Source organism: Pseudomonas sp. Z003-0.4C(8344-21) (assembly GCF_900104975.1).
Lineage (GTDB): Bacteria > Pseudomonadota > Gammaproteobacteria > Pseudomonadales > Pseudomonadaceae > Aquipseudomonas > Aquipseudomonas granadensis.
Map to the genome: position 1 here is coordinate 5422353 of NZ_LT629756.1, position 20804 is coordinate 5443156.

Annotated in this window: 12 protein-coding genes and 1 pseudogene; 4 read left to right on the forward strand and 9 right to left on the reverse strand. The window is 62.5% G+C overall.

Annotated features, from left to right (window positions below; translation table 11 throughout):
- Nucleotides 1-94: 94 nt before the first annotated feature.
- Nucleotides 95-2398, forward strand: a complete 2304-nt coding sequence (locus BLU24_RS24540; RefSeq protein ID WP_093104737.1) for a TonB-dependent receptor — start codon at nucleotides 95-97, stop codon at nucleotides 2396-2398.
- A 235-nt stretch (nucleotides 2399-2633) separates the two neighbouring features.
- Nucleotides 2634-5162: a PepSY domain-containing protein gene (locus BLU24_RS24545; protein ID WP_093106943.1), complete on the forward strand. Its 2529-nt coding sequence runs from the start codon at nucleotides 2634-2636 to the stop codon at nucleotides 5160-5162.
- 124 nt (nucleotides 5163-5286) lie between these two features.
- Here BLU24_RS24545 and BLU24_RS24550 read toward each other — a convergent pair whose 3' ends face one another.
- The 4 genes from BLU24_RS24550 to ptsP all read right to left on the reverse strand — a co-directional run bounded on the left by BLU24_RS24550 (nucleotide 5287) and on the right by ptsP (nucleotide 12555).
- Nucleotides 5287-6828, reverse strand: a complete 1542-nt coding sequence (locus tag BLU24_RS24550) for an alkaline phosphatase D family protein (RefSeq protein WP_093104741.1) — start codon at nucleotides 6826-6828, stop codon at nucleotides 5287-5289.
- A gap of 179 nt (nucleotides 6829-7007) precedes the next feature.
- Nucleotides 7008-8741, reverse strand: a complete 1734-nt coding sequence (locus BLU24_RS24555) for a PTS fructose-like transporter subunit IIB (RefSeq protein WP_093104742.1) — start codon at nucleotides 8739-8741, stop codon at nucleotides 7008-7010.
- Between the two features lie 11 nt (nucleotides 8742-8752).
- Nucleotides 8753-9694, reverse strand: coding sequence for a 1-phosphofructokinase (gene pfkB / locus BLU24_RS24560; protein WP_093104756.1), 942 nt, complete (start codon nucleotides 9692-9694; stop codon nucleotides 8753-8755).
- Nucleotides 9694-12555 (reverse strand): phosphoenolpyruvate--protein phosphotransferase, encoded by a 2862-nt coding sequence (ptsP, locus tag BLU24_RS24565; protein ID WP_093104759.1) that lies wholly within the window; start codon nucleotides 12553-12555, stop codon nucleotides 9694-9696. The genes pfkB and ptsP overlap by 1 nt, the downstream gene beginning before the upstream one ends.
- A 303-nt stretch (nucleotides 12556-12858) precedes the next feature.
- On the opposite strand from ptsP, the gene cra reads away from it, so the two are divergent.
- Entirely contained in the window at nucleotides 12859-13854 is a 996-nt protein-coding gene (cra, locus tag BLU24_RS24570; RefSeq protein ID WP_093104762.1) for a catabolite repressor/activator, read from the forward strand.
- A gap of 3 nt (nucleotides 13855-13857) precedes the next feature.
- Complete coding sequence (locus BLU24_RS24575; RefSeq protein WP_093104763.1) at nucleotides 13858-14634, forward strand: TatD family hydrolase; 777 nt, start codon at nucleotides 13858-13860, stop codon at nucleotides 14632-14634.
- A gap of 116 nt (nucleotides 14635-14750) precedes the next feature.
- Here BLU24_RS24575 and BLU24_RS28280 read toward each other — a convergent pair whose 3' ends face one another.
- The 5 genes and pseudogenes from BLU24_RS28280 to BLU24_RS24595 form a co-directional block, all read right to left on the reverse strand.
- Complete coding sequence (locus BLU24_RS28280; RefSeq protein WP_442965791.1) at nucleotides 14751-15680, reverse strand: methyl-accepting chemotaxis protein; 930 nt, start codon at nucleotides 15678-15680, stop codon at nucleotides 14751-14753.
- Nucleotides 15657-16748: pseudogene (locus BLU24_RS28285) on the reverse strand (methyl-accepting chemotaxis protein); the annotation flags it as partial. The pseudogene BLU24_RS28285 and the gene BLU24_RS28280, both read right to left, overlap by 24 nt.
- A gap of 197 nt (nucleotides 16749-16945) precedes the next feature.
- The gene (ampE, locus tag BLU24_RS24585) at nucleotides 16946-17785 is read right to left on the reverse strand and encodes a regulatory signaling modulator protein AmpE (RefSeq protein ID WP_093104765.1); all 840 of its coding nucleotides are present in this window, start codon (nucleotides 17783-17785) and stop codon (nucleotides 16946-16948) included.
- Nucleotides 17782-18342, reverse strand: coding sequence for a 1,6-anhydro-N-acetylmuramyl-L-alanine amidase AmpD (gene ampD / locus BLU24_RS24590; protein ID WP_093104766.1), 561 nt, complete (start codon nucleotides 18340-18342; stop codon nucleotides 17782-17784). The genes ampE and ampD overlap by 4 nt, the downstream gene beginning before the upstream one ends.
- Before the next feature lie 64 nt (nucleotides 18343-18406).
- The gene (locus tag BLU24_RS24595) at nucleotides 18407-20587 is read right to left on the reverse strand and encodes a DUF1631 domain-containing protein (RefSeq protein WP_093104767.1); all 2181 of its coding nucleotides are present in this window, start codon (nucleotides 20585-20587) and stop codon (nucleotides 18407-18409) included.
- Nucleotides 20588-20804 lie beyond the last annotated feature (217 nt).

Consider the following 20804-nt stretch of genomic DNA (forward strand, 5'->3'; position numbering starts at 1 on the left):
TAAATTTGTCGCGAATAGTAATTTTTCGCAATTGATACAAATACCTGTTTACCCTATATTCCGCCGCCTCAAATCCTTGGGGAGGGGAATAAAAATGGCACGTCAACACGCACAATTACCGGTCAGTTCACCACGTCTGCTCGCCTCTGCAATCGGTGTGGCAATCACCGCTGGCTCCGCAGGCCAGATGGTATTCGCCGCCGAAAAGACCGAGAGCAAAGCCTCCGGTAACGCCATCGCCCTGGACGCCACCGCCATCACTGGCGAAGCTCAGGATCCGACGTCCTATCAGGTCGAGAAGGCCTCCTCGCCCAAGTACACCGCGCCGCTGGTCGATACGCCGCGCTCGGTCACTGTCATTCCGCAACAAGTACTGAAAGACACCGGTGCCCTGAACATGCAGGACGCGCTGCGCACCGTGCCGGGCATCACCTTCGGCGCCGGTGAAGGTGGCAACCCGCAGGGCGACCGTCCGTTCATCCGTGGTTTCGATGCACAGGGCGACACCTACCTGGACGGCGTGCGTGACACCGGCTCGCAAAGCCGCGAGATCTTCGCTGTCGAGAACATCGAAGTCAGCAAGGGCCCGAACTCCGCCATCGGCGGTCGTGGCGCGGCAGGCGGCAGCATTAACCTGGTGAGCAAGAAAGCCCATCTGGGTAATTCGTTCGATGGCGGCTTCACCTACGGCTCCGACCAGACCCAGCGCTACACCCTTGACGGCAACTATCAGTTCAGCGACAGCGCCGCTGGCCGTTTGAACCTGATGAGCCACGAGAGCAACGTCGCCGGCCGTGACAAGGTCGATTACGACCGTTGGGGCATCGCGCCATCGCTGGCGTTTGGCCTGGGCACCGACACCCGCGTCAACCTCGATTACTACCATCTGGAAAGCAACGACACGCCGGATTCGGGCATCCCTTATACCCTGTCGAACCCGCGCACCAAGTCCAACCCGGACAAGCCGTACGCCGGTGGCGATGACAGCAACTTCTACGGTCTGGACCGCGACTTCCGCAAGGGCCGCACCGACACCGCGACCTTCGCCATCGAGCATGACCTGAACGATTCGCTGACGCTCAAGAACACCCTGCGCCACGGCACCAGCATGCAGGATTACATCCTCACTCAGCCGGACGACAGCAAGGGCAACGTCAACAATGGCAGCGTCTGGCGTCGAGCGAATACGCGGGTCAGCAACACCGAAACCACCACCAACCAGACCGACCTGTTTGGCACCTTCTACGTGGCCGGTTTCAAGAACAGCTTCTCCACCGGGGTCGAATACACCCGCGAGCAGAGCGAGAAATCCTCGTACAACGTCAACACCGATACCACGCCGCGCACCAGCGCCGTAACGACCAACTGCAACCCGGGCCTGATCGGCGCAGCCAGCGGTTACAACTGCACCTCGCTGTCGAATCCGAACCCGAACGATCCGTGGAACGGCGCGATCTCGCGCAACTACGCCGGCACGGACACCCAGGCCGACACTTACGCACTGTACGTGTTCGACACCCTGGAGCTGTCCGAGCAGTGGCTGGTGAACATGGGCCTGCGTTACGACCACTTCGAGACCGACTACAAGACCTACAACGCAGCCGGTCGCACCACCTCCAAGGGCGATGACACCAGCGAGTTCGTCACCGGCCAGTTCGGCGTGGTCTACAAGCCGGCGGAAAACGGCAGCATTTATGCTTCCTACGCCACCTCGGCCACCCCGCCGGGCAACACCTTGGGCGAAGGTCAGGAAGGCAATCCGCTGGGCGGCACGCCGGATCGCAGCGGCAACCTGCTGAGCAGCGACATGGAGCCGGAAACCACCAAGAACTACGAGATCGGCACCAAGTGGGATCTGCTCAATGATCGCCTGTCGCTGACCGCTGACATCTTCCGTACCGAGAAAGAAAACGCCCGCGTGCAGGTTGATACCAGCTCGTACGAAAACGCCGGCAAGACCCGCGTACAAGGTTTCGAGCTGTCGGCCAGCGGCAAGCTCACCGACAAGTGGCAGGTGTTCGCCGGGTACGCGTTCATGGACAGCGAACAGGTTGACGGCGGTCCGTTGGGCCGCGCCAACGACGGCAATGACTTGCCGAACACACCGAAAAACAGCGCCAGCCTGTGGACCACGTATCAGGTCACGCCGAAGCTGACGATCGGCGGTGGCGCGTTCTATGTCGACGACGTCTACGGCAGTGTCGCCAACACCACGATGGTCGATTCCTATGTACGTTACGACGCGATGGCCGCCTACAAGCTGACCAAGAACGTCGACCTGCAACTCAACGTGCAGAACCTGACCGACGAAACCTATTACGACAAAGCCTTCTCGACCCACTTCGCCAACCAGGCGGCGGGCCGTACGGCACTGTTGAGCACCAATTTCCACTTCTGATAACAGTGGAACCTGTAGGAGTGAGCCTGCTCGCGATAGCTATCTGTCAGAGAAATTAATGCTGACTGACACACCGCTATCGCGAGCAGGCTCACTCCTACACAGGGATATGCCGCAAGGCCTGGCCCCGTTCATTCAATTGAACGGGGCTTTTGCGTGTTACGAAAAACGCTTCACGACAACCCACGGCATAATGCGCGCCGTGATGACAACTTTCGAACGGACGGCGAGTGACGTGTTGAAGAAAACCCTGTTCCAGTTGCACTGGTTTTTTGGCATCACCGCGGGGCTGGTGCTGGCCTTGATGGGCATCACCGGTGCGACCTATTCGTTTCAGGACGAAATCCTGCGGGCGCTGAATCCGTCCGTCCTGCAAGTGGAAAAACAGGTCGCCGGGGTGCTGCCGCCGGTCGAACTGGTGGAGCGCATCGAAGGTGCGTCGGGCAAGAAAGTCGCCATGCTCTGGGTCGAAACCGACAGTGGCAACGCGGCGCGGGTGTATTTCACGCCGCCCAAAGGCGAGCGGCGCGGCGAAATGCGCTACTTCGACCCGTACACCGCCGAGTTCAAGGGCGATGCCGTCGGCCAGGATTTCTTCGGCCTGATGCTGCAACTGCACCGCTTCCTGGCGATGGGCGACACCGGGCGCAACATCACCGGCGCCTGCACCTTGATGCTGCTGTTTTTCTGCCTGTCGGGCTTGTATCTGCGCTGGCCACGGCAGTGGAACAGCTGGCGCGTGTGGCTGACCCTGGACTGGAAGAAAAAAGGTCGGGCGTTCAACTGGGATCTGCATTCGGTGGCCGGCACCTGGTGCCTGCTGGTGTATCTGCTGCTGGCGCTGACCGGGTTGTCGTGGTCCTACGAGTGGTACAACAAAGGCCTGACCCGCCTGCTGTCCGACGCCCCGCAAAACGAGCGCGTGCGCGGCGGTCGTGGTCCGGCCCCCGAAGGCCCGGCGCCGACCGCCGATTACGCAGCGATGTGGAGCAGCATCTACAGCGCCGCCGGCCCGGGCCTGTCCGCCTACAACATCCGCATGCCGCCCGTGGCCGGCCAACCGGCGACGGTGTTCTATCTGCTCGACAGCTCGCCGCATGATCGTGCGCTTAACCAGATCACCCTCGACCCGGCGACCGGTCTGGTCAAACGCGTCGACCGCTACGCCGACAAAAGCTTCAAGGCACAACTGCTGACCAGCATTTATGCGCTGCACGTCGGCAGCTATTTCGGCCTCGTCGGGCGCATCATCGTGACCGTTGCGGCGGTGTGCATGCCGCTGTTCTTTATCACGGGATGGTTGCTGTACCTCGACCGTCGACGCAAGAAAAAGCAGATCAAGGATGCGCGCAAAGGGCTTGAGCAACCGGCCGGCGATGCCTCGGCGTGGCTGGTCGGCTTTGCCAGCCAGAGCGGTTTTGCCGAGCAACTGGCCTGGCAGACCGCCGGCCAATTGCAAGCCGCCGGTTTGCCGGTCAACGTGCAGCCACTGGCCAATGTCAGCGAGCAGGATCTGCGCGCATCGAGCAATGCGCTGTTCGTGGTCAGTACCTTTGGCGACGGCGAAGCCCCGGACAGCGCGCGCGGTTTCGAGCGCAAGGTGCTGAGCCGGGCCGCAACCCTCGACAGCCTGAACTACGCGGTGCTGGGCCTCGGCGACCGCCAGTACGCACACTTCTGCGGCTTCGCCAAACGCCTGCACCAATGGCTGAGCGAGCACGGCGGCAAGACCTTGTTCGCGCCGGTAGAAGTCGACAGCGGCGATCCCTACGCTTTGCGTCACTGGCAAACCCAACTCGGCCAGCTCACCGGACAGGCGCCGACCGAAACCTGGCAGGCGCCGAGCTACGCCAATTGGACGCTGGTGCGGCGCGAACTGATGAACCCCGACAGCAGCGGCGCGCCGGTTTATCTGCTTGGCCTCAAAGCTCCCGATACCAGCAGCTGGCTGGCCGGCGATCTGGTCGAAGTGCTGCCGCGCAATTGCCCATGGGCGATTGAACATTTCCTCGACGGCCTCGGCATTCGTGGCGAGACCACGGTGAAAATCAACGGCCTCAGCGAGCCGCTGGAAGTGGCACTGGCCTCGCGGCAATTGCCGGAACACCGCGCACATCTGGTCGGCCTGCATGCGCAATCACTGGTCGATGCGATGGTGCCTCTGGCCATGCGCGAATACTCGATCGCCTCGATCACCGACGACGGCGTGCTGGAACTGATCGTGCGTCAGGAACAGCACGCCGACGGCACTCTCGGCATCGGTTCCGGCTGGTTGACCGAACACGCACCCGTGGGCGGCAGCATCAGCCTGCGCGTGCGCCGCAACAGCGGTTTCCATTTGCCGAACGAGCCCGTGCCGATGATTCTGCTGGGCAACGGCACCGGCCTCGCCGGCTTGCGCAGTTTGCTCAAGGCACGGATTGCCGACGGCCAGCAACGCCAGTGGCTGCTGTTTGGCGAACGCAATCGCGAGCACGACTTCCTCTGCCGCACTGAGCTGGAAGAATGGCTGATCAATGGCGATCTGGCGCGACTGGACCTGGCGTTTTCCCGCGATCAGGCCGAGAAGGTTTATGTGCAGGATCGCTTGCGTGAATCGGCGCAAGAGCTGAAGCAATGGCTGGCGGAGGGTGCGGTGATTTACGTCTGTGGAAGCCTTCACGGGATGGCCTCAGGCGTGGATCAGGTGCTCACCGATATCCTCGGCAGCGCCGAAGTCGAACGCCTGATCGAACAGGGCCGCTACCGCCGCGACGTTTACTAACGCCTCCGATCCCTGTAGGAGTGAGCCTGCTCGCGATAGCGGTGTGTCAGTCAGCATCAATTTCTCTGACAGATAGCTATCGCGAGCAGGCTCACTCCTACAGGGGACTGCGGTGTTACTCGAATCAAACCGGCTGCAACTTCTGCTCAAACACCGCCACCCCATCGAGATCCCGCAACACCACACTCATCTCCCCGCTCTGCCCTTCGATGTTCACCTCGCCAAAAAACTGAAACCCGGCAAACGGCGAGGTGTTCTGCGCGGAGGGAGCTTTCTCGAAAACCACTTCTGGCCCAAAGGTTTTATCCAGCGGATTGGGCCCGAAACTCCCGGCATTCAACGGCCCGGCAACGAACTCCCAGAACGGCTCGAAATCCTGAAACGCCGCCCTATCCGGGTGATAGTGATGCGCGGCGCAGTAATGCACATCCGCCGTCAGAAACACGAAATTGCGCACCAGCTGCGCACGCAGGAAGCCGAGTAGTTCGGCGATCTCCAGCTCTCGCCCTTGCGCCGGGCCAGGATCGCCATTGGCCACGGCCTCCCAGCGCGCAACGCCCGGTTTGACCTCGCCGTCCGGCACTCCGAGCCCGATGGGCATGTCGGCAGCGATGACTTTCCACTGCGCCTTCGAGGCCTGCAATTCGCGCTTGAGCCAGTCCAGTTGCTCACGCCCGAGAAACGGTTTCGCCGCGCCGAGGTTGTCGTCGTTGGCCTCGCGGTAACTGCGCATATCCAGCACAAATACATCGAGCATCGGCCCATAGCTCAGCTTGCGATAAATCCGCCCGCCACCATCGGCCGCCTGCAAGCGCATCGGCGCATATTCCAGCCACGCCTGCCGTGCGCGCCCGACCAGGGTGTGGATATTTTTTTCCTGATAACGCTCATCGAGTTGTTTGCCCGGCGACCAGTTGTTGACCACTTCGTGATCGTCCCATTGCCAGATCTGCGGCACTTCGGCGTTGAAGCGGCGAATGTTTTCGTCCATCAGGTTATAGCGGTAGTTGCCGCGATAGTCGTCGAGGGTCTGCGCGACTTTGCTCTTGGCTTCAGTGGTGAGGTTGCGCCAGATGCGGCCATTCTCAGTGGTCAGTTGCGCCGGCACCGGGCCGTCGGCGTAGATGGTGTCGCCGCTGTGGATGAAGAAGTCCGGCAGGCGCAGGCGCATGGCTTCGTAGATGCGCATGCCGCCAATGTCCGGGTTGATGCCGAAGCCTTGGCCAACGGTGTCGCCGCTCCAGACAAAACGGATATCGCGCTTCGCCGTGGGGACGCTGCGCAGGTGGCCGAACCACGGTTCGCTGGCAACGCCGGTCTGGGCATCTTCGAAGTACACGCGATAGAAAATCGCCTGATCAGCGGGCAGCCCGGTCAGTTCGACGCGGGCGGTGAAGTCGCTGCGGGCGTCGGCCAATGGCGAGACGAATTTGCGCGGGTTGCCGAACAGGCTGCGGGTATCCCACTCGACCACCATGCGTGCCGGGCGATCGCTGCGGCTCCAGATCATCGCGCGGTCACCGAGCAGGTCGCCCGATTGCACGCCATCGGTGAGTTGCGGACGATCCTTGACCGAGGCAATCACCGCCGGCGCCAGCCCCGGCAGCAACAGCCCGGCGCCGACCGCTTGCATGACCCGACGGCGCCCGAGGTTGAAATCGCTCATGGTGTTCTCCCTGCAAAAGGGAAAACTTAAGCATGGCTGTATGAACTCGCCATGACATCAGCCACACCGCAAACAAATGTAGGAGTGAGCCTGCTCGCGATAGCGGTGGGTCAGTAACATCAATGCATCTGACACACCGCTATCGCGAGCAGGCTCACTCCTACAAGGGGATCGCGGTGTCAGGCATTGACGGGATCGACCACCAGCTCAACCACCTCAGGCCGCTTGAGCAGCGCATACACCACTGCCGTCACCAGACTCCCCGCGACAATCGCCAGCAGGTACAGCAGCGCATGATTGATCGCATTCGGGATCGCCAGCACGAACAGGCCACCGTGCGGCGCCATCAGCTTGCAGCCGAAGTACATCGACAGCGCGCCCGTCAGTGCACCGCCGGCGATGGCCGCCGGTATCACCCGCAACGGGTCTTTCGCGGCAAACGGAATCGCCCCCTCCGAGATAAAGCACAGGCCGAGCACGAAGGCCGCTTTACCCGCCTCGCGCTCGCTCTGGGCGAACTTGCGTCGGGCGATGAACGTGGCGATGCCCAGGCCGATCGGCGGCACCATGCCGGCGGCCATGGTTGCGGCCATCGGTGCATAACTCTGCGAGGCCAGCAGCCCTACCGAAAACGCATACGCGGCTTTGTTGATCGGCCCGCCGAGGTCGACGCACATCATCCCGCCGAGCAACACGCCGAGCAGAATCGCGTTGGTGGTGCCCATGCTGTCGAGGAACTGCGTCAGCGCTGCGAGCATGCCGGCGACCGGTTTGCCGACCACGTAAATCATCACCAGACCGGTGATCAGACTGGCGAACAACGGAATGATCAGGATCGGTTTCAGCGCCTCCAGACTTTGCGGCAACGAGACATAACGGCTGATCGCTTTCGCCGCGTAACCGGCAATGAAACCGGCAATGATCCCGCCGATAAACCCGGCCCCCAGCGTGCCCGCCAGCAAACCACCGATCATCCCCGGCGCCAGGCCCGGGCGGTCGGCAATCGAGTAGGCGATGTAACCGGCCAGCAGCGGCACCATCAATTTGAACGCGGTCTCGCCGCCGATCTGCATCAGCGCCGCCGCCAGCGTGCCCTCTTCCTTGAACGCGGTAATGCCGAAGACGAACGACAGAGCGATCAGCAAACCACCCGCCACGACCATCGGCAGCATGTACGAGACACCGGTCAGCAGGTGTTTGTAGACGCCGGTTTTCTCTGACTTGGCCGGGGCCGTGCCCTCGCCTGCCGCGCTTTCAACAACGCCTTCGGCCAGGGCCTTTTTCAGCATGGCCTCGGACTGCTTCAAGGCGATGCCGGTGCCGCAGCGATAGATCTTCTTGCCAGCGAAACGCTCGGTGGCGACATCGATGTCCGCCGCCAGCAGGACCACGTCGGCGTCGGCAATCGCCGCTGCGCTCAACGGGGTTTTCGCGCCCACCGAGCCCTGGGTTTCGACCTGCAATTCGTAGCCCAGACGCTTGGCCGTCTGCTGCAACGCTTCGGCCGCCATGAAGGTGTGGGCGACGCCGGTCGGGCACGCGGTGATCGCGACGATGCGCGGCGCACGCGACGTGTCTGCCGCCGGTTGTGCTTCACTGGCAACGTAGACCTCGGCCTCTTCAGCACCACGGCGCAGCACTGCTTCCACATCCTGCAACGCCTGCGCCGGGGCAATCTGGAACACCCGCTTGCCGACGAAACGGTTCATGTCGACCGGACCGGTGGTCACCAGCAAAACCCACTCCGCCGCTTCGATGGTCGCCGCCGACAACTCGCGCTCCGGGTGTGCCGGATCAACCACTTCGACGCTGGTGCTCCAGCCCTGACGCTGCGCTGCGGCATCAAGCAAGCGTGCGCACAGCACACTGGTGACCATGCCGTTCGGGCAAGCCGTAACAATGGCTAACTTCATCACAAACCCTCTTATTGTTCTGTCAGGGGACGCACGCGCACGCCCTGTTCGAGCTGCGCCAGTTGCGCGGCGTCGTTGATGCCGAAACCGATCTGGGTCACCGCCATTGCGGCAATCGCCGTGGCCGTGCGCAGGGTTTGTTCGGGCGTATCGGCACTGAGCAAACCGTGCAGCATGCCGGCCAGCAACGAATCACCGGCACCGACCGTGCTGGCGACGCTGACCTTCGGCGGCGTCGCATGCAATGCCGAGCCGACGCTGAACCAGTTCACGCCGTCAGCGCCGTGGGAAATCACCACATGCTCGATACCTTGAGCGTGCAACTGTGCCGCGGCTTGCGCTTCGGCGAGCGGGGAAACCACTTCGCAACCGAGCGCATGGGCGAGTTCTTCAGTATTCGGTTTGATCAGCCAAGGCCCGGCTTGCAGCGCCGCGCGCAAGGCTTCGCCGCTGGAGTCGAGGGCGACTTTCAGGCCGAGCGCATTGAGTTTTTCGATCAGCTCACGCAGCCACTGCGCCGTGACCCCGCGCGGCAAACTGCCGGCGACCACCACCGCGTCATGCCCCGGCGCGATCTGCAGCAGACGGTCGAGCAACGCTTGCTGCGCCGCTGCATCGACCACCGGCCCGGGACCGTTGATGTCGGTGATGCGGCCGTCCTGTTCGGCGATCTTGATGTTGCTGCGCGTCTCACCCGGCACGCGGATGAACGCGTCGACAAAGCCGCGTTTGGCGAACAGGGTTTCGAACGCTTGCAGGTTGTCCTCGCCGAGAAAACCGCTGACCGTCAGTTGATGGCCGAGGTCGGCGAGCACCTGCGCGACGTTTACACCTTTGCCGGCGGCGTGGGTGTGCATCTCGTCGCTGCGATTGACCTGACCGGCCTCCAGCTGCGGCAACTCGACGGTGAGGTCGAGCGCCGGGTTGAGGGTCAGGGTAAGAATTTTGGGCATTACAGGGCCTCCACTAATGCGCGCACTTCGTTGGCGCTGCCCACGGCCAGGGCCTGCTGAGCAAGGGTTTGCGCCTGGGTCAGGCTGAGTTCGCGGATGCGCGCCTTGACTTCGGCAATGCTGCGGCCGGACACGCTCAGTTCGTCGACACCGAGGCCGACCAGCACCGGCACTGCCAGCGGATCGGCCGCCAGCTCGCCGCAGACGCCGACCCATTTGCCATGGGCATGGGCCGCGCGCACGGTGATGTCGATCAGTTGCAGCACCGCCGGGTGCAAGCCGTCAGCCTGTGCCGACAAAGTCGGGTGACCACGGTCGATGGCCAGGGTGTATTGCGTCAGGTCGTTGGTGCCGACGCTGAAGAAGTCGACCTCCTTGGCCAGCACCGGCGCAAGCAACGCGGCGGACGGCACTTCGATCATGATCCCCAGTTGCAGATCGGCGACCGGGATTTCCTTACGCAGGCGTTCGGTCATGGCGCGGGCCTGGCGCCATTCGTCGACGCTGCCGACCATCGGGAACATGATCCGCAGCGGCCGGTTATCCGCCGAACGCAGCAAGGCGCGCAGTTGCGCTTCCATGATCTGCGGGCGCTGCAAGGTCAGGCGAATGCCACGCACACCAAGGAAGGGATTTTCCTCTTTGGCGATCGGCCAATACGGCAGCGGTTTGTCGCCGCCGACATCCAGCGTGCGCACCACCAGCGGACGACCGGCGAGACCATCGAGAACGCGGCGATATTCGGCTTCCTGCGTGGCCTCATCCGGCGCTTGCGGGTGGGCCATGAAAATCAGTTCAGTGCGCAGCAGGCCAATGCCTTCGGCGCCTTGCTCCACCGCGCTGGTCACACCGGCGCTTTCGCCAATGTTGGCGAACACTTCAACGGCGTGACCGTCGGTGGTGTGTGCCGGTTGATGGCGTTGCTCGGCGGCGATCTTCAGGCGTTGCTCGCGGGTGTCGCGTTCTTCGGCGGCACGTTTGAGCGTCGCAGCATCGGCGTCGACATGCAGGCGCCCGCGCTGACCGTCGAGCAGTAACGGCGTGCCCGGCTCCAGCAGCAACACCGCCGCGCCTGCGCCAACCAGCGCCGGAATGCCGAGGGCACGAGCAACGATTGCGCTGTGCGCGGTGGCGCCGCCGCGGGCGGTGAGAATCCCGGCGACGCGCACCGGGTCCAGGCGCGCAACATCGGACGGGCCGACTTCGTCCATCACCAGAATGTACGGCTGCTCAGGCTCGCTCGCGGTTTGCACGCCACACAACTGCGCCAGCACCCGGCGACCGATGTCGCGCAGATCCGCGGCGCGCTCGGCGAGCAAGGCGTCCTGCAACGCTTCCTGCTGTTTCGCCGCGGCTTCAATCACCGCCATCCACGCCGCTTCGGCGCTCTCGCCTTGCTTGAGGCGGGTGTCGACTTCGTCGGTCAGATCCGGATCGTCGAGCATTTCCTGATGGGTAATGAAAATCTCGCGAATGGCTTTGGCCTTGCTGCGTTCGATCAGGCCCTGAATGTCTGTGCGCACGTCGCTCAGCGCCTGCGTCAGGCGCTCACGCTCGATCGCGGCAGACTCGCCGCGCAACGGGTAATCAATGTGCTGCTGAACCTGAACATGCGCCGGGCCGATGGCAATGCCCGGCGCTGCCGGAATCGCTTGCAGCAGGCTGCCTGAGGCCGGGGCGACCAGCACCTCGGCAATGTCGGCCATCACTTCACGCTGCTGACTGACGGCGGGCAGCGGCTCGACTTCTTCGCCGAGGCCTTCTTCGATGGCGGCGAGCAGTGCCGGCAAGGCATCGGCGGCGATGCTTGGCTCGGCGATCAACTCCAGCACCTGACCACGCCGGGCGCCGAGGCTGAGCAGTTTGCTCAAACTCTTCACCGACACGGCGCTGTCCTGGCTGTCGACGATGCGCACACGAATTTCGCCGTCAAAACTTTTCGCCAGTTGCGCGAGGATTTTCGCCGGCCGCGCATGCAGGCCGTGGGCGTTGGCCAGCGCAATACGCGCGCTCGGCCAGTCGGCAGGCAACTCACCGCCGAGCACTTCGAGGACTTTACGGCTGCTGGTGGCGCGGCCCAATTCATGACCGCGACCTTCGATCAGCAGCGCACACAAGCGCTCGAGCAACGCCTGATGCGCCTCGCCGAGGCTGGCGAGGCAAAACAGACCGCTGAGCGGCTGGCCGAGGTAACGCATCGGTTTGTCCGGGGTGACGAACGCCAGACCCGGACGCTTCACGGTCTGTTCGCTGTGCAGCCACCACAGGCCATCGCCGAGCGGCAGCGCTTCGACCTGCTGCAACACGCCGGCAAAACCGTTGCTGACGCAATCGGCCTGACGCAGCAGACGCGCGCCACGCCAGACCAGTTCTTCGAAATCGTCGGCGGAAACGCCGAGGCCGATCATCTGCGCATCCAGCGCCAGTTCCTGCGGCGCGCCTTGCAGCAATTTCAGCAGCGCTTCCGGCGAACTGGCACGGCGCAGGGCCTGGCCCAGGTCGGTTTCGCCGAGGGCGCGGGTGAGCAGTTGCAACAGGCGCAGGTGTTCGTCGGATTTGGCCGCGATGCCGATCGCCAGATAAACGATCTGCCCATCGCCCCAATCGACGCCCTCGGGAAACTGCATCAGGCGCACGCCGGTGGCGAACACTTGATCGCGGGTTTCCGGGGTGCCGTGAGGAATGGCAATACCTTGGCCGAGAAAGGTCGAGCCCTGGGCTTCCCGGGCCTGCAAGCCGGCGAGATAGCCATCGGCGACCAGGCCATCGGCAACCAGATGATCGGCCAAAAGTTGCAGGGCGGCGGGTTTATCCACGGCCGTCTGGCCCATGGATATCTGCTCTATAGTGAGCTCGAGCATGCAATCTCCTTTTTGGCCCGATACAGGCCAGGTATTGTTTTGATGGTCACAGCTTAGGCGCTCGGCCGCGCTTTTTGAGCGGCAGTTTTGGCGGTTTTACGGCAGAACCGGGCAAAGGCGTCTAAAACGTAGAAAATACGCTTGCTGAAACGTTTAATCTAGATTGATCGGCACGTTACTCGATAATCTCTCATCGTTGAAGTCCAACTTGTCGGAAGTGCGTAGGCCATAAGTCGTCTGCCCGAATCGGGTAGGATTGGCGAAAATGTCGAGGCAAGCTCGAAAAAACAAGGAAATCCCGGGTTGAAACTCAGTGATATCGCGCGGTTGGCCGGCGTGTCCGTGACCACCGCCAGCTACGTCATCAACGGCAAGGCCGAACAGCAACGCATCAGTAATGCGACCGTCGAGCGCGTGCGCGCGGTGGTGGACTTGCACGGCTTTACCCCAAACCCGCAAGCGGCCGGCCTGCGCAGCCGGCATACGCGCACGCTGGGCTTTATTCTGCCGGATCTGGAAAACCCCAGTTACGCGCGAATCGCCAAGCTGCTGGAGCAAGGCGCGCGAGCCCGCGGTTATCAGTTGCTGATCGCCAGTTCCGACGATGCGCCGGAGAGCGAACGGCAGTTGCTGCAACTGTTCCGCGCGAGGCGCTGCGACGCGTTGATCGTCGCCAGTTGCCTGCCAGCCAGCGATGACAGTTATCGGCAGTTGCAGGCCAAAGGGTTGCCGATCATCGCCATCGACCGGGTCATGGAGCCGGAGCATTTCTGCTCGGTGATCAGTGACGACCGCGAAGCCAGCCTGCACCTGACCCAGAGCCTGCTCGATCCGCAGCCGAAGCAGATCGTGCTGCTCGGCGCGCGCCCGGAACTGAGCATCAGCCAGGAACGTGCCGCCGGTTTCAGACAGGCATTGAGTGACTTCAAAGGCGAAGTGCTGGTCGAGCACGCCGAGGCATTCAGCCGTGAATGCGGCCAGCAACTGATGGAAGAACTCCTGCAACGTCTGGGGCATTTGCCCGACGCGCTGATCACCACATCCTACGTTTTGCTGCAGGGTGTGTTCGATGCGCTGCACGACTTCCCGCTGAAATCGCGGCCGCTGCGTCTCGGCACCTTCGGCGACACGCAGCTGCTGGATTTCCTGCCGCTGCCGGTCAATGCCATGGCCCAGCAGCACCAGTTGATCGCCGACAAGGCGCTGGAACTGGCGCTCGCCGCCGTCGAACAATCGGAGTACGCCCCCGGCGTGCAAGCCATCGCGCGTACGTTCAAGCAGCGTATTCACCGGGACTGAACCGTGGAGCTGATCGACAGCCACACCCACCTGGACTTCCCCGACTTCGACGCCGATCGCTCGGCGTTGCTGGCCGAAAGCCGCGCCCTCGGCGTGCGGCGAATGGTGGTGCTTGGCGTGCACACCGGTAACTGGCAGCGGGTGTGGGATCTGGTGCAGAGCGATGCGGATCTGTACGCGGCGTTTGGTCTGCACCCGGTATTTCTCGATCAGCACCAGCCCGCAGACCTGCAAAGCCTGGGTGACTGGCTGACGCGCCTGCACGGTCATCGACAGCTGTGCGCGGTGGGCGAGATCGGTCTGGACTACTTCATCGAAACCCTCGACCGCGAGCGCCAGCAGACGCTGTTCGAGGCGCAACTGCGATTGGCCGCGGACTTCGAACTGCCGGCGCTGATCCACGTGCGCCGCAGCCACGCGGCGGTCATCGCAACGCTCAAGCGCTTCAAGCTCAAACGCGCGGGGATCATCCACGCCTTTGCTGGCAGCCGCGAAGAAGCGCGCGAGTACATCAAGCTCGGTTTCAAACTCGGCCTTGGCGGCGCGCCGACCTGGCCGCAGGCGTTGCGCATGCACCGCGTGCTGCCGCAGTTACCGCTGGAGTCGGTGGTGCTGGAAACCGACTCACCGGACATGGCGCCGGCGATGTATCCGGGCCAGCGCAACAGCCCGGCGCACTTGCCAGCGATTTGTGTGGCGCTGGCCGAATTGATGCACATCGCACCTGAACAACTGGCCGCCGGCAGCACCGCCAACTGCTGCGAAATATTTGGCTGGTGACACATCGCCCCCTGTAGGAGTGAGCCTGCTCGCGATAGCGGTGTGTCAGATAAAAAATTGTAACTGACACACCGCTATCGCGAGCAGGCTCACTCCTACAGGGGATCTGCGTGGGCCTAGACGCGAAACGCGCTGATCAGCTGTTTAAGCTCCACCACCTGCGCCGACAGCGCCCGGCTGGCATCTTCGGTCTGGTGTGCACCTTGCGCCGTGCGCTCGCCGGCGCGGTTGATTTCGACGATGTTCTGGTCGATGTCGTGGGCCACGGCGGTCTGCTGTTCAACCGCGGCGGCGATCTGCTGGTTCTGATCGACGATCATGCCCACCGCGCCGAGGATGTTTTCCAGCGCCTGCTGCACCTTGGCCGACTGGTCGACGGTGCCGTTGGCCATCTGATGGCTGATGCCCATGGCTTTCACCGCCGCGCCGACGCCGCCGTGCAGTTTGGCGATCATCTGTTCGATTTCTTCGGTCGATTGCTGGGTGCGCTTGGCCAGCGTGCGCACTTCGTCGGCGACCACGGCAAAACCGCGCCCCTGCTCGCCGGCACGGGCGGCTTCGATCGCCGCGTTGAGCGCCAGCAGGTTGGTTTGTTCGGCGATGCTCTTGATCACTTCGAGCACGCGGCTGATCGACTGGCTGTCGCTGGCCAACTGATTGATGACTATTACCGACTGGTCGATTTCGCTGGCCAGCGCGGCAATGCTGCCCTGCTGCGACTCGACCAGACCGCGGCCGCTGACGGTCTCTTCATTGACGCTGTGGGCGCTGCTCACGGCGGCGGCGGCACTGCGCGCGACTTCCAGCGAGGTGGCCGACATCTGATTCATCGCCGTCGCCACTTGCTCGATTTGCGTGCGCTGACCGGCAACCGCCTGATTGCTTTGCGCCGATACGTTTTCCACCTGCCCGGCCTGGCGCTCGACTTCAGCGACAGTCTGACCGACCCGCTCGATCAAATCGTGAATCTTCTTCACGGTGCCATTGAACACCTCGCCCAACTCGCCGAGCTCGTCGCGGCTGCTGGCCTTGAAGTTGACGGTCATGTCGCCGGCCGCCACTTTGTCCATCATCGCGCCGAGGCGTTTGAGCGTGGTGCGGGTCGAGGCGTAGAAGCCGCCGTAGAGATAGAAAATCAGCACAAACACCAGCGACAGCGCCACGGCCTGCAGGACCATGTGCGTGCGGTTCTCGCTCAGGCGTTGCTGTAATTGCCGGTCGAGAAATTTCAGCGTGGCGTCATTGAGCTGGTAGGTCTTATCGATCAGCCCAGTGACCTGGTCGTAAAACGCCTGCCACGGCGCATCGAGGGTATCGGCCATCACCACCTGCTCTTCGAACAGTTCGCTGGCCTGTTTCAACGATGCCTTGCTGCTCTCGGCCGGGGCATTGAGGAACTCACGCGCGGCGCTGCTGGACGCGAGGGCGTCCTGCAGTTTCAAGGCATATTCGGCCTGGAGTTTTTCAATCTGCACCAGCAGTTCATCGAAACGGGTGCTCGACGCACTATTGAGAAACCCTTGGCCCAGAGAGTAGGAACCCATCGCCCGGCCTTCGCCGAGGGTTTGCGTGACGCTGGGCGTCACGAGCGTCACCAGTTCAGCGAGCTGACGAATATCGCCTTGGTTGTCGCGACTCAAACCCGCCTGACTGCTGATGATCTGGCTGAAAATCTGCGCGTTCGCAAGCAGTTTGCCGATCAGTGCGCTTTTGCTCTGCAGCGAGCTTTCCGCTTGCTGGGACTTGAACGCGGCGATCATCTCGTCGCGCTTGCTATCGAAGAGTTTGATCTGCTCCGAGTCGTCGGTCATCGCCTCCAGCCCTTGCAGGCGCGTCAGCACGGCTTGTTCGAGCGTGGTGATCTGCGCGTCGACATTTCCCGCTTTGCCGGACTGGCCGAGGGTGACGTTGATCTGCACCAGGTTGTTCAGGGTTTCCAGATCGCGGCGCAGGGCCAGGCTGCTGCCCAGCAGGTCGAGGCTTTGCAGCTCGATCCGGGTGCCCTGGAATTCGCGATAGGAATCGCGCACCAGATAGAAATTGGTCACCAGCATCGGCACCAGAAACAGCACGCTGATCAGGCTGAACTTCATGCCGAAGCTCAAGCGGTTCATCAGCGAGACGGCGGGATAGAGCAAGCTCTTCACTGGAAGTCTCCCTTGGTTTTTCTTGTTTTTATTGGCAGTCGCGCAGCGACAGCAGATAGCCACTATCGGGCGCTATCTCTGTATAGCTCAAATCGAAGGGAGTTTTTGTAACTTAAGGTTAACGGCAGCGATGCCGAGGGCATGACGCCCTCGGCACGTCGGGATCAGTGCACCAGCACGGTCCACAGGGCAAAACCGGCATACCACAGCACGGCTGCGCGCAGCAGCAGTTCCCACAGGCAGTCGAGGGTGTTGATGCCTTCCGGCCCGAGCGCCGGTGGCGGGATTTCTCCGGCGGCCAGGCCGACCCGGTTGATCAACTGCGCCGCGCTGATGTTCCAGTTGAGCAATTCATGCAGCATCACCCGACTGACCGCGACGAAGTTGCCGACCAGCGCCAGACTCGCCGCCAGCAAACGCACCGGCAACCAGTCGAAGGCATGGCGCAGTTGCGCGGCGCGCTCGACCAGCGCCGGGTTTTGCCCGTGTTCCTGGGCCAGCGCCAGCAAGCGATACGCCAGTGCTGCCACCGGGCCGAGGACGAAATACCAGAAGATCACCGCGAAGAAGCTTTGATAGGCCTGCCACAACACATGCGCCTGCACGCGTTCGAGCAACTGCTCGCCGCTGTCGGCGCAGATGTTCAGGTCGCGCTTGGCCACATGCGCCGCCGCTTGCAGATCCTCGCGGCGCCAGGCATCGCGAAACGGCCCGAGCCCGCCGAGCAGATCGCCACGCCCCAGGCTGTAAATCACCATCAGCAAATGCACGGGCAAGGCCAGCAAGCCATACGCCACCGGCTCCAGCACCACCAGCAAAAGCGCCAGCAGCGCCACCGGCAACAGCACCAGTATGGTCAGCACCAGCCACGGTTTGCCCGCCATGCGCGGGCTGCTTTCAAGTTTGTGCAGCTCGCGGATCCATCCGCCATCGCGTTGAACCCGATGGCGCAAGGCCGAAAACTTCTCGATCCACAGCGCCAGCAGTAACACCAGAAAACTCATTGTCCTTCCTCTTGTGCCAGGGCCGCGCGGTAACGCGCCCAGTCGAACCCCGGGCCAGGATCAGTCTTGCGCCCTGGGGCAATATCACTGTGGCCGCAGATGCGTGCGTCGGTGATCGCCGGAAATGCCTTTTGCAACTGCCGGGTCAAGGCAATCAACGCTTGGTACTGCGCATCGGTGAACGGCTGATCATCGGTGCCTTCCAGCTCGATGCCCACGGAAAAATCGTTACAGGTTTCCCGCCCATCGAAGACCGAGACGCCCGCGTGCCACGCCCGCTCCAGACAGGAGACAAACTGGGTGACCGTGCCGTCACGTTCAATCAGAAAATGCGCCGAGACGCGCAAGTCGGCAATCCCTGCAAAGTAGGGATGTTCGGTGACATCCAGACGATTCTGGAAAAACTCCTGGACCTTGCCGGTGGCGAACTGCGCCGGCGGCAGGCTGATGTTGTGGATGACCAACAAGGAGATTTCGCCGCTCGGGCGTTCATTGAAGTTGGGCGATGGGCAGACCTGCACCCCGTGACACCACCCGCTAGCGGGATCCAACTGCATACCGATTCCTTCAACGCCGACTGTGTTGGCGCCCAGTATGCCGTGATCGGCCACCGGCGCGCGATCACTTGGCGCGATTGAGTCGGCGCAGATTGCCCAGCACCGACTCCAGCGCACGGTCGAACAGCAAGGTATTGTCCAGCGCACGTGCAACACCGCGGCGCAACTCCAGGGCCAGCGCGGTCCTGCTGCGCTCGAGCACTTTCATTCCGGTGCGATCGACGAAAACATATTTGCCGGTGGCTTCGATGATCGCGGCGAGTTTACAGCGCAGGGTATGCTCGTCGTCTTCGGTAAACGCCACCCAACTGCCCACTCGCAATTGCTCGACCTGCCGCAGACCGGGGTCATCGTGGGGCAGGCGCACCGTTGGCAACGTGGTGTCGCCCTCGTCGGCGGCGGGCAGCACGATCTTTTGCGACACCTCGACCATGGGCGCGGCTTGATCGGCTTCGGCGGAACGCTCCAGCACACTGACGTGCAGCGCTTCGAGTTCGCTGAAAAACTCGCTGGTGGCGAACGGATCGAATGCTGAGCTGTTCAAGCCATCACGCAACGACTTGAGCAACCCCGGCACCAACGCCAACAGACGCAGACTGGATTCGGCGTCTTCATGACGCTGCACGCTCCAGATCAGTTGTTCCATGGTTTGCACGTCGGCTTGCCATTCCGCGGACTGGTCGCCATGTTTCAGGCAGGTCAGCAGCAGGACCTTGCTCCAGGCGTTCTCGACAAACGTGACCACCGACGGCGGCAGGGTTTTGCCCAGCAACGCCTGATTCAACACCTGCTCGACCCGGCGCCGCGCCAGTTCGGTTCGGGCCCGGCCCTCTTCGGCATCGCGCAAACGCTGTTCCAGCAGTTCGCTGCGGCGGCGTTCGTCGCTGGTGAAGGCGAGAAAGTCGGCCAGCAGTTCGGAAAAAATTGCCGGGTCATCGACGAAATCGGTGAGCAAGCGCTGCACCACTTGTTCGATGCGCAGATACAGACTGTCGCGCGCGTCGCCGTCGCAATCGCCCCAGCCCATCGCCGCCTCGGCAATTTCGTTAAGCAGGCGCCGCGCCGGGTGCGTGCCGCGGCTGAAGAAACTTTTGTCGAGCACCGCTACCTTGAGCATCGGAATCTGCAAACGGGCGATCAGCGCCTTGAGCGAATCCGGCACATTGCGGTCTTCGAGAATGCAGTCGAAAACCATGGCGATCAGGTTGATCACGTCTTCATCCGCATCGCCGACGATCCGCGACTTGCCACTCCTGACACTGACCCGGGTGAGCAGCTGTTCGAGCTGATTGCGCAAGTCGAAATCATCCTGAGTCGCCAGTGCCGGCACGTAGTGTTGCAGATGCGAGAGCAGCCGCAGCAAGTCGCGGGTGGAGATCGGTTGCGCCGCGACACTCGGCTCCAGGGTTGGCGCGACCGTGCCACGCACCTGCACGAGCAACTGCTGCAACGCGGCGAAAACTTCCTGCACATCGTCATCGGCGGGCGGCGAATCTTCACGCTCGTCGCGCTCGACCTGGGCGGCCGCTCGATCCAGCGCACGCCGCGCCGGCGCTGGTTTCAGTTCCGGCAGCACGCCGGTGGCGAGCAGCAGTTGATTGGCTTCGGCGTACAACTGCTCGGTTTCGGCCAGGACATAGCGCTCGAACAGCTTGAGCAGGATCAGCTTGACCTTGATTTCCACGCCCAGATTGCGTCCGGCCTGCAGGAAGAATTCGCAAAGCAGCGCCGGGCCGAGGGGGTTGTGTTGATCGTCAAGGGTCTTGCCGAGCAACGCGTTGAGCCGCGCCGTCAACTGATCGAGGGCGAAGCCGTCACGCTTGAGCACGCGACGGACCATGGTCTCGATCGCCACGCTGCGCTCCATGTCGTCGGTGCGCGCCGCCGCCTCGTCGAACAGCAGCGTGCGCGGCAAGGCATTCTGGGTGGGGTCGTATTGAGTCAGGCCGACGAAGGCTCCGAAAAACAGTTCGAGAAAGCCGCGTTCGATGTGTTTGCGCTTGAGGCGCAGGTCACGCATGGCTTCGAAAAAGATGTTCTGCTCGACATCGTTGCGCGCCCGATCGGCCATTTCGAACAGGGTGTCATCGGCGTTATCGAACAGCTCCTGCAAACCGTGGCGCAATTGCTGGGCGGCCTTGTCGCGGACCTGAAGCAGAATCACCGGCAGGCGGGCGAGCGGCGAGTGATTCGCCTGATCGATAGCAGCCTTGTGCAAAGGCACTACTTTTCCGTCGCTGTGCATCCAAGCCTCCTGAAACGGTGATTCGTTCGATCAAGTAACCCCGATCCCCTGTGGGAGCGAGCCTGCTCGCGATGGCGGTGTGTCAGCCGCATCAATGTCACTGAAAAAATGCATTCGCGAGCGGGCTCGCTCCCACAAGTCCCAGCCCATTCTGGCGACATCAGACGTCAATGCCATGACGTCAAATGCAAGGCGGATTATCTTTCATAACGTGTCA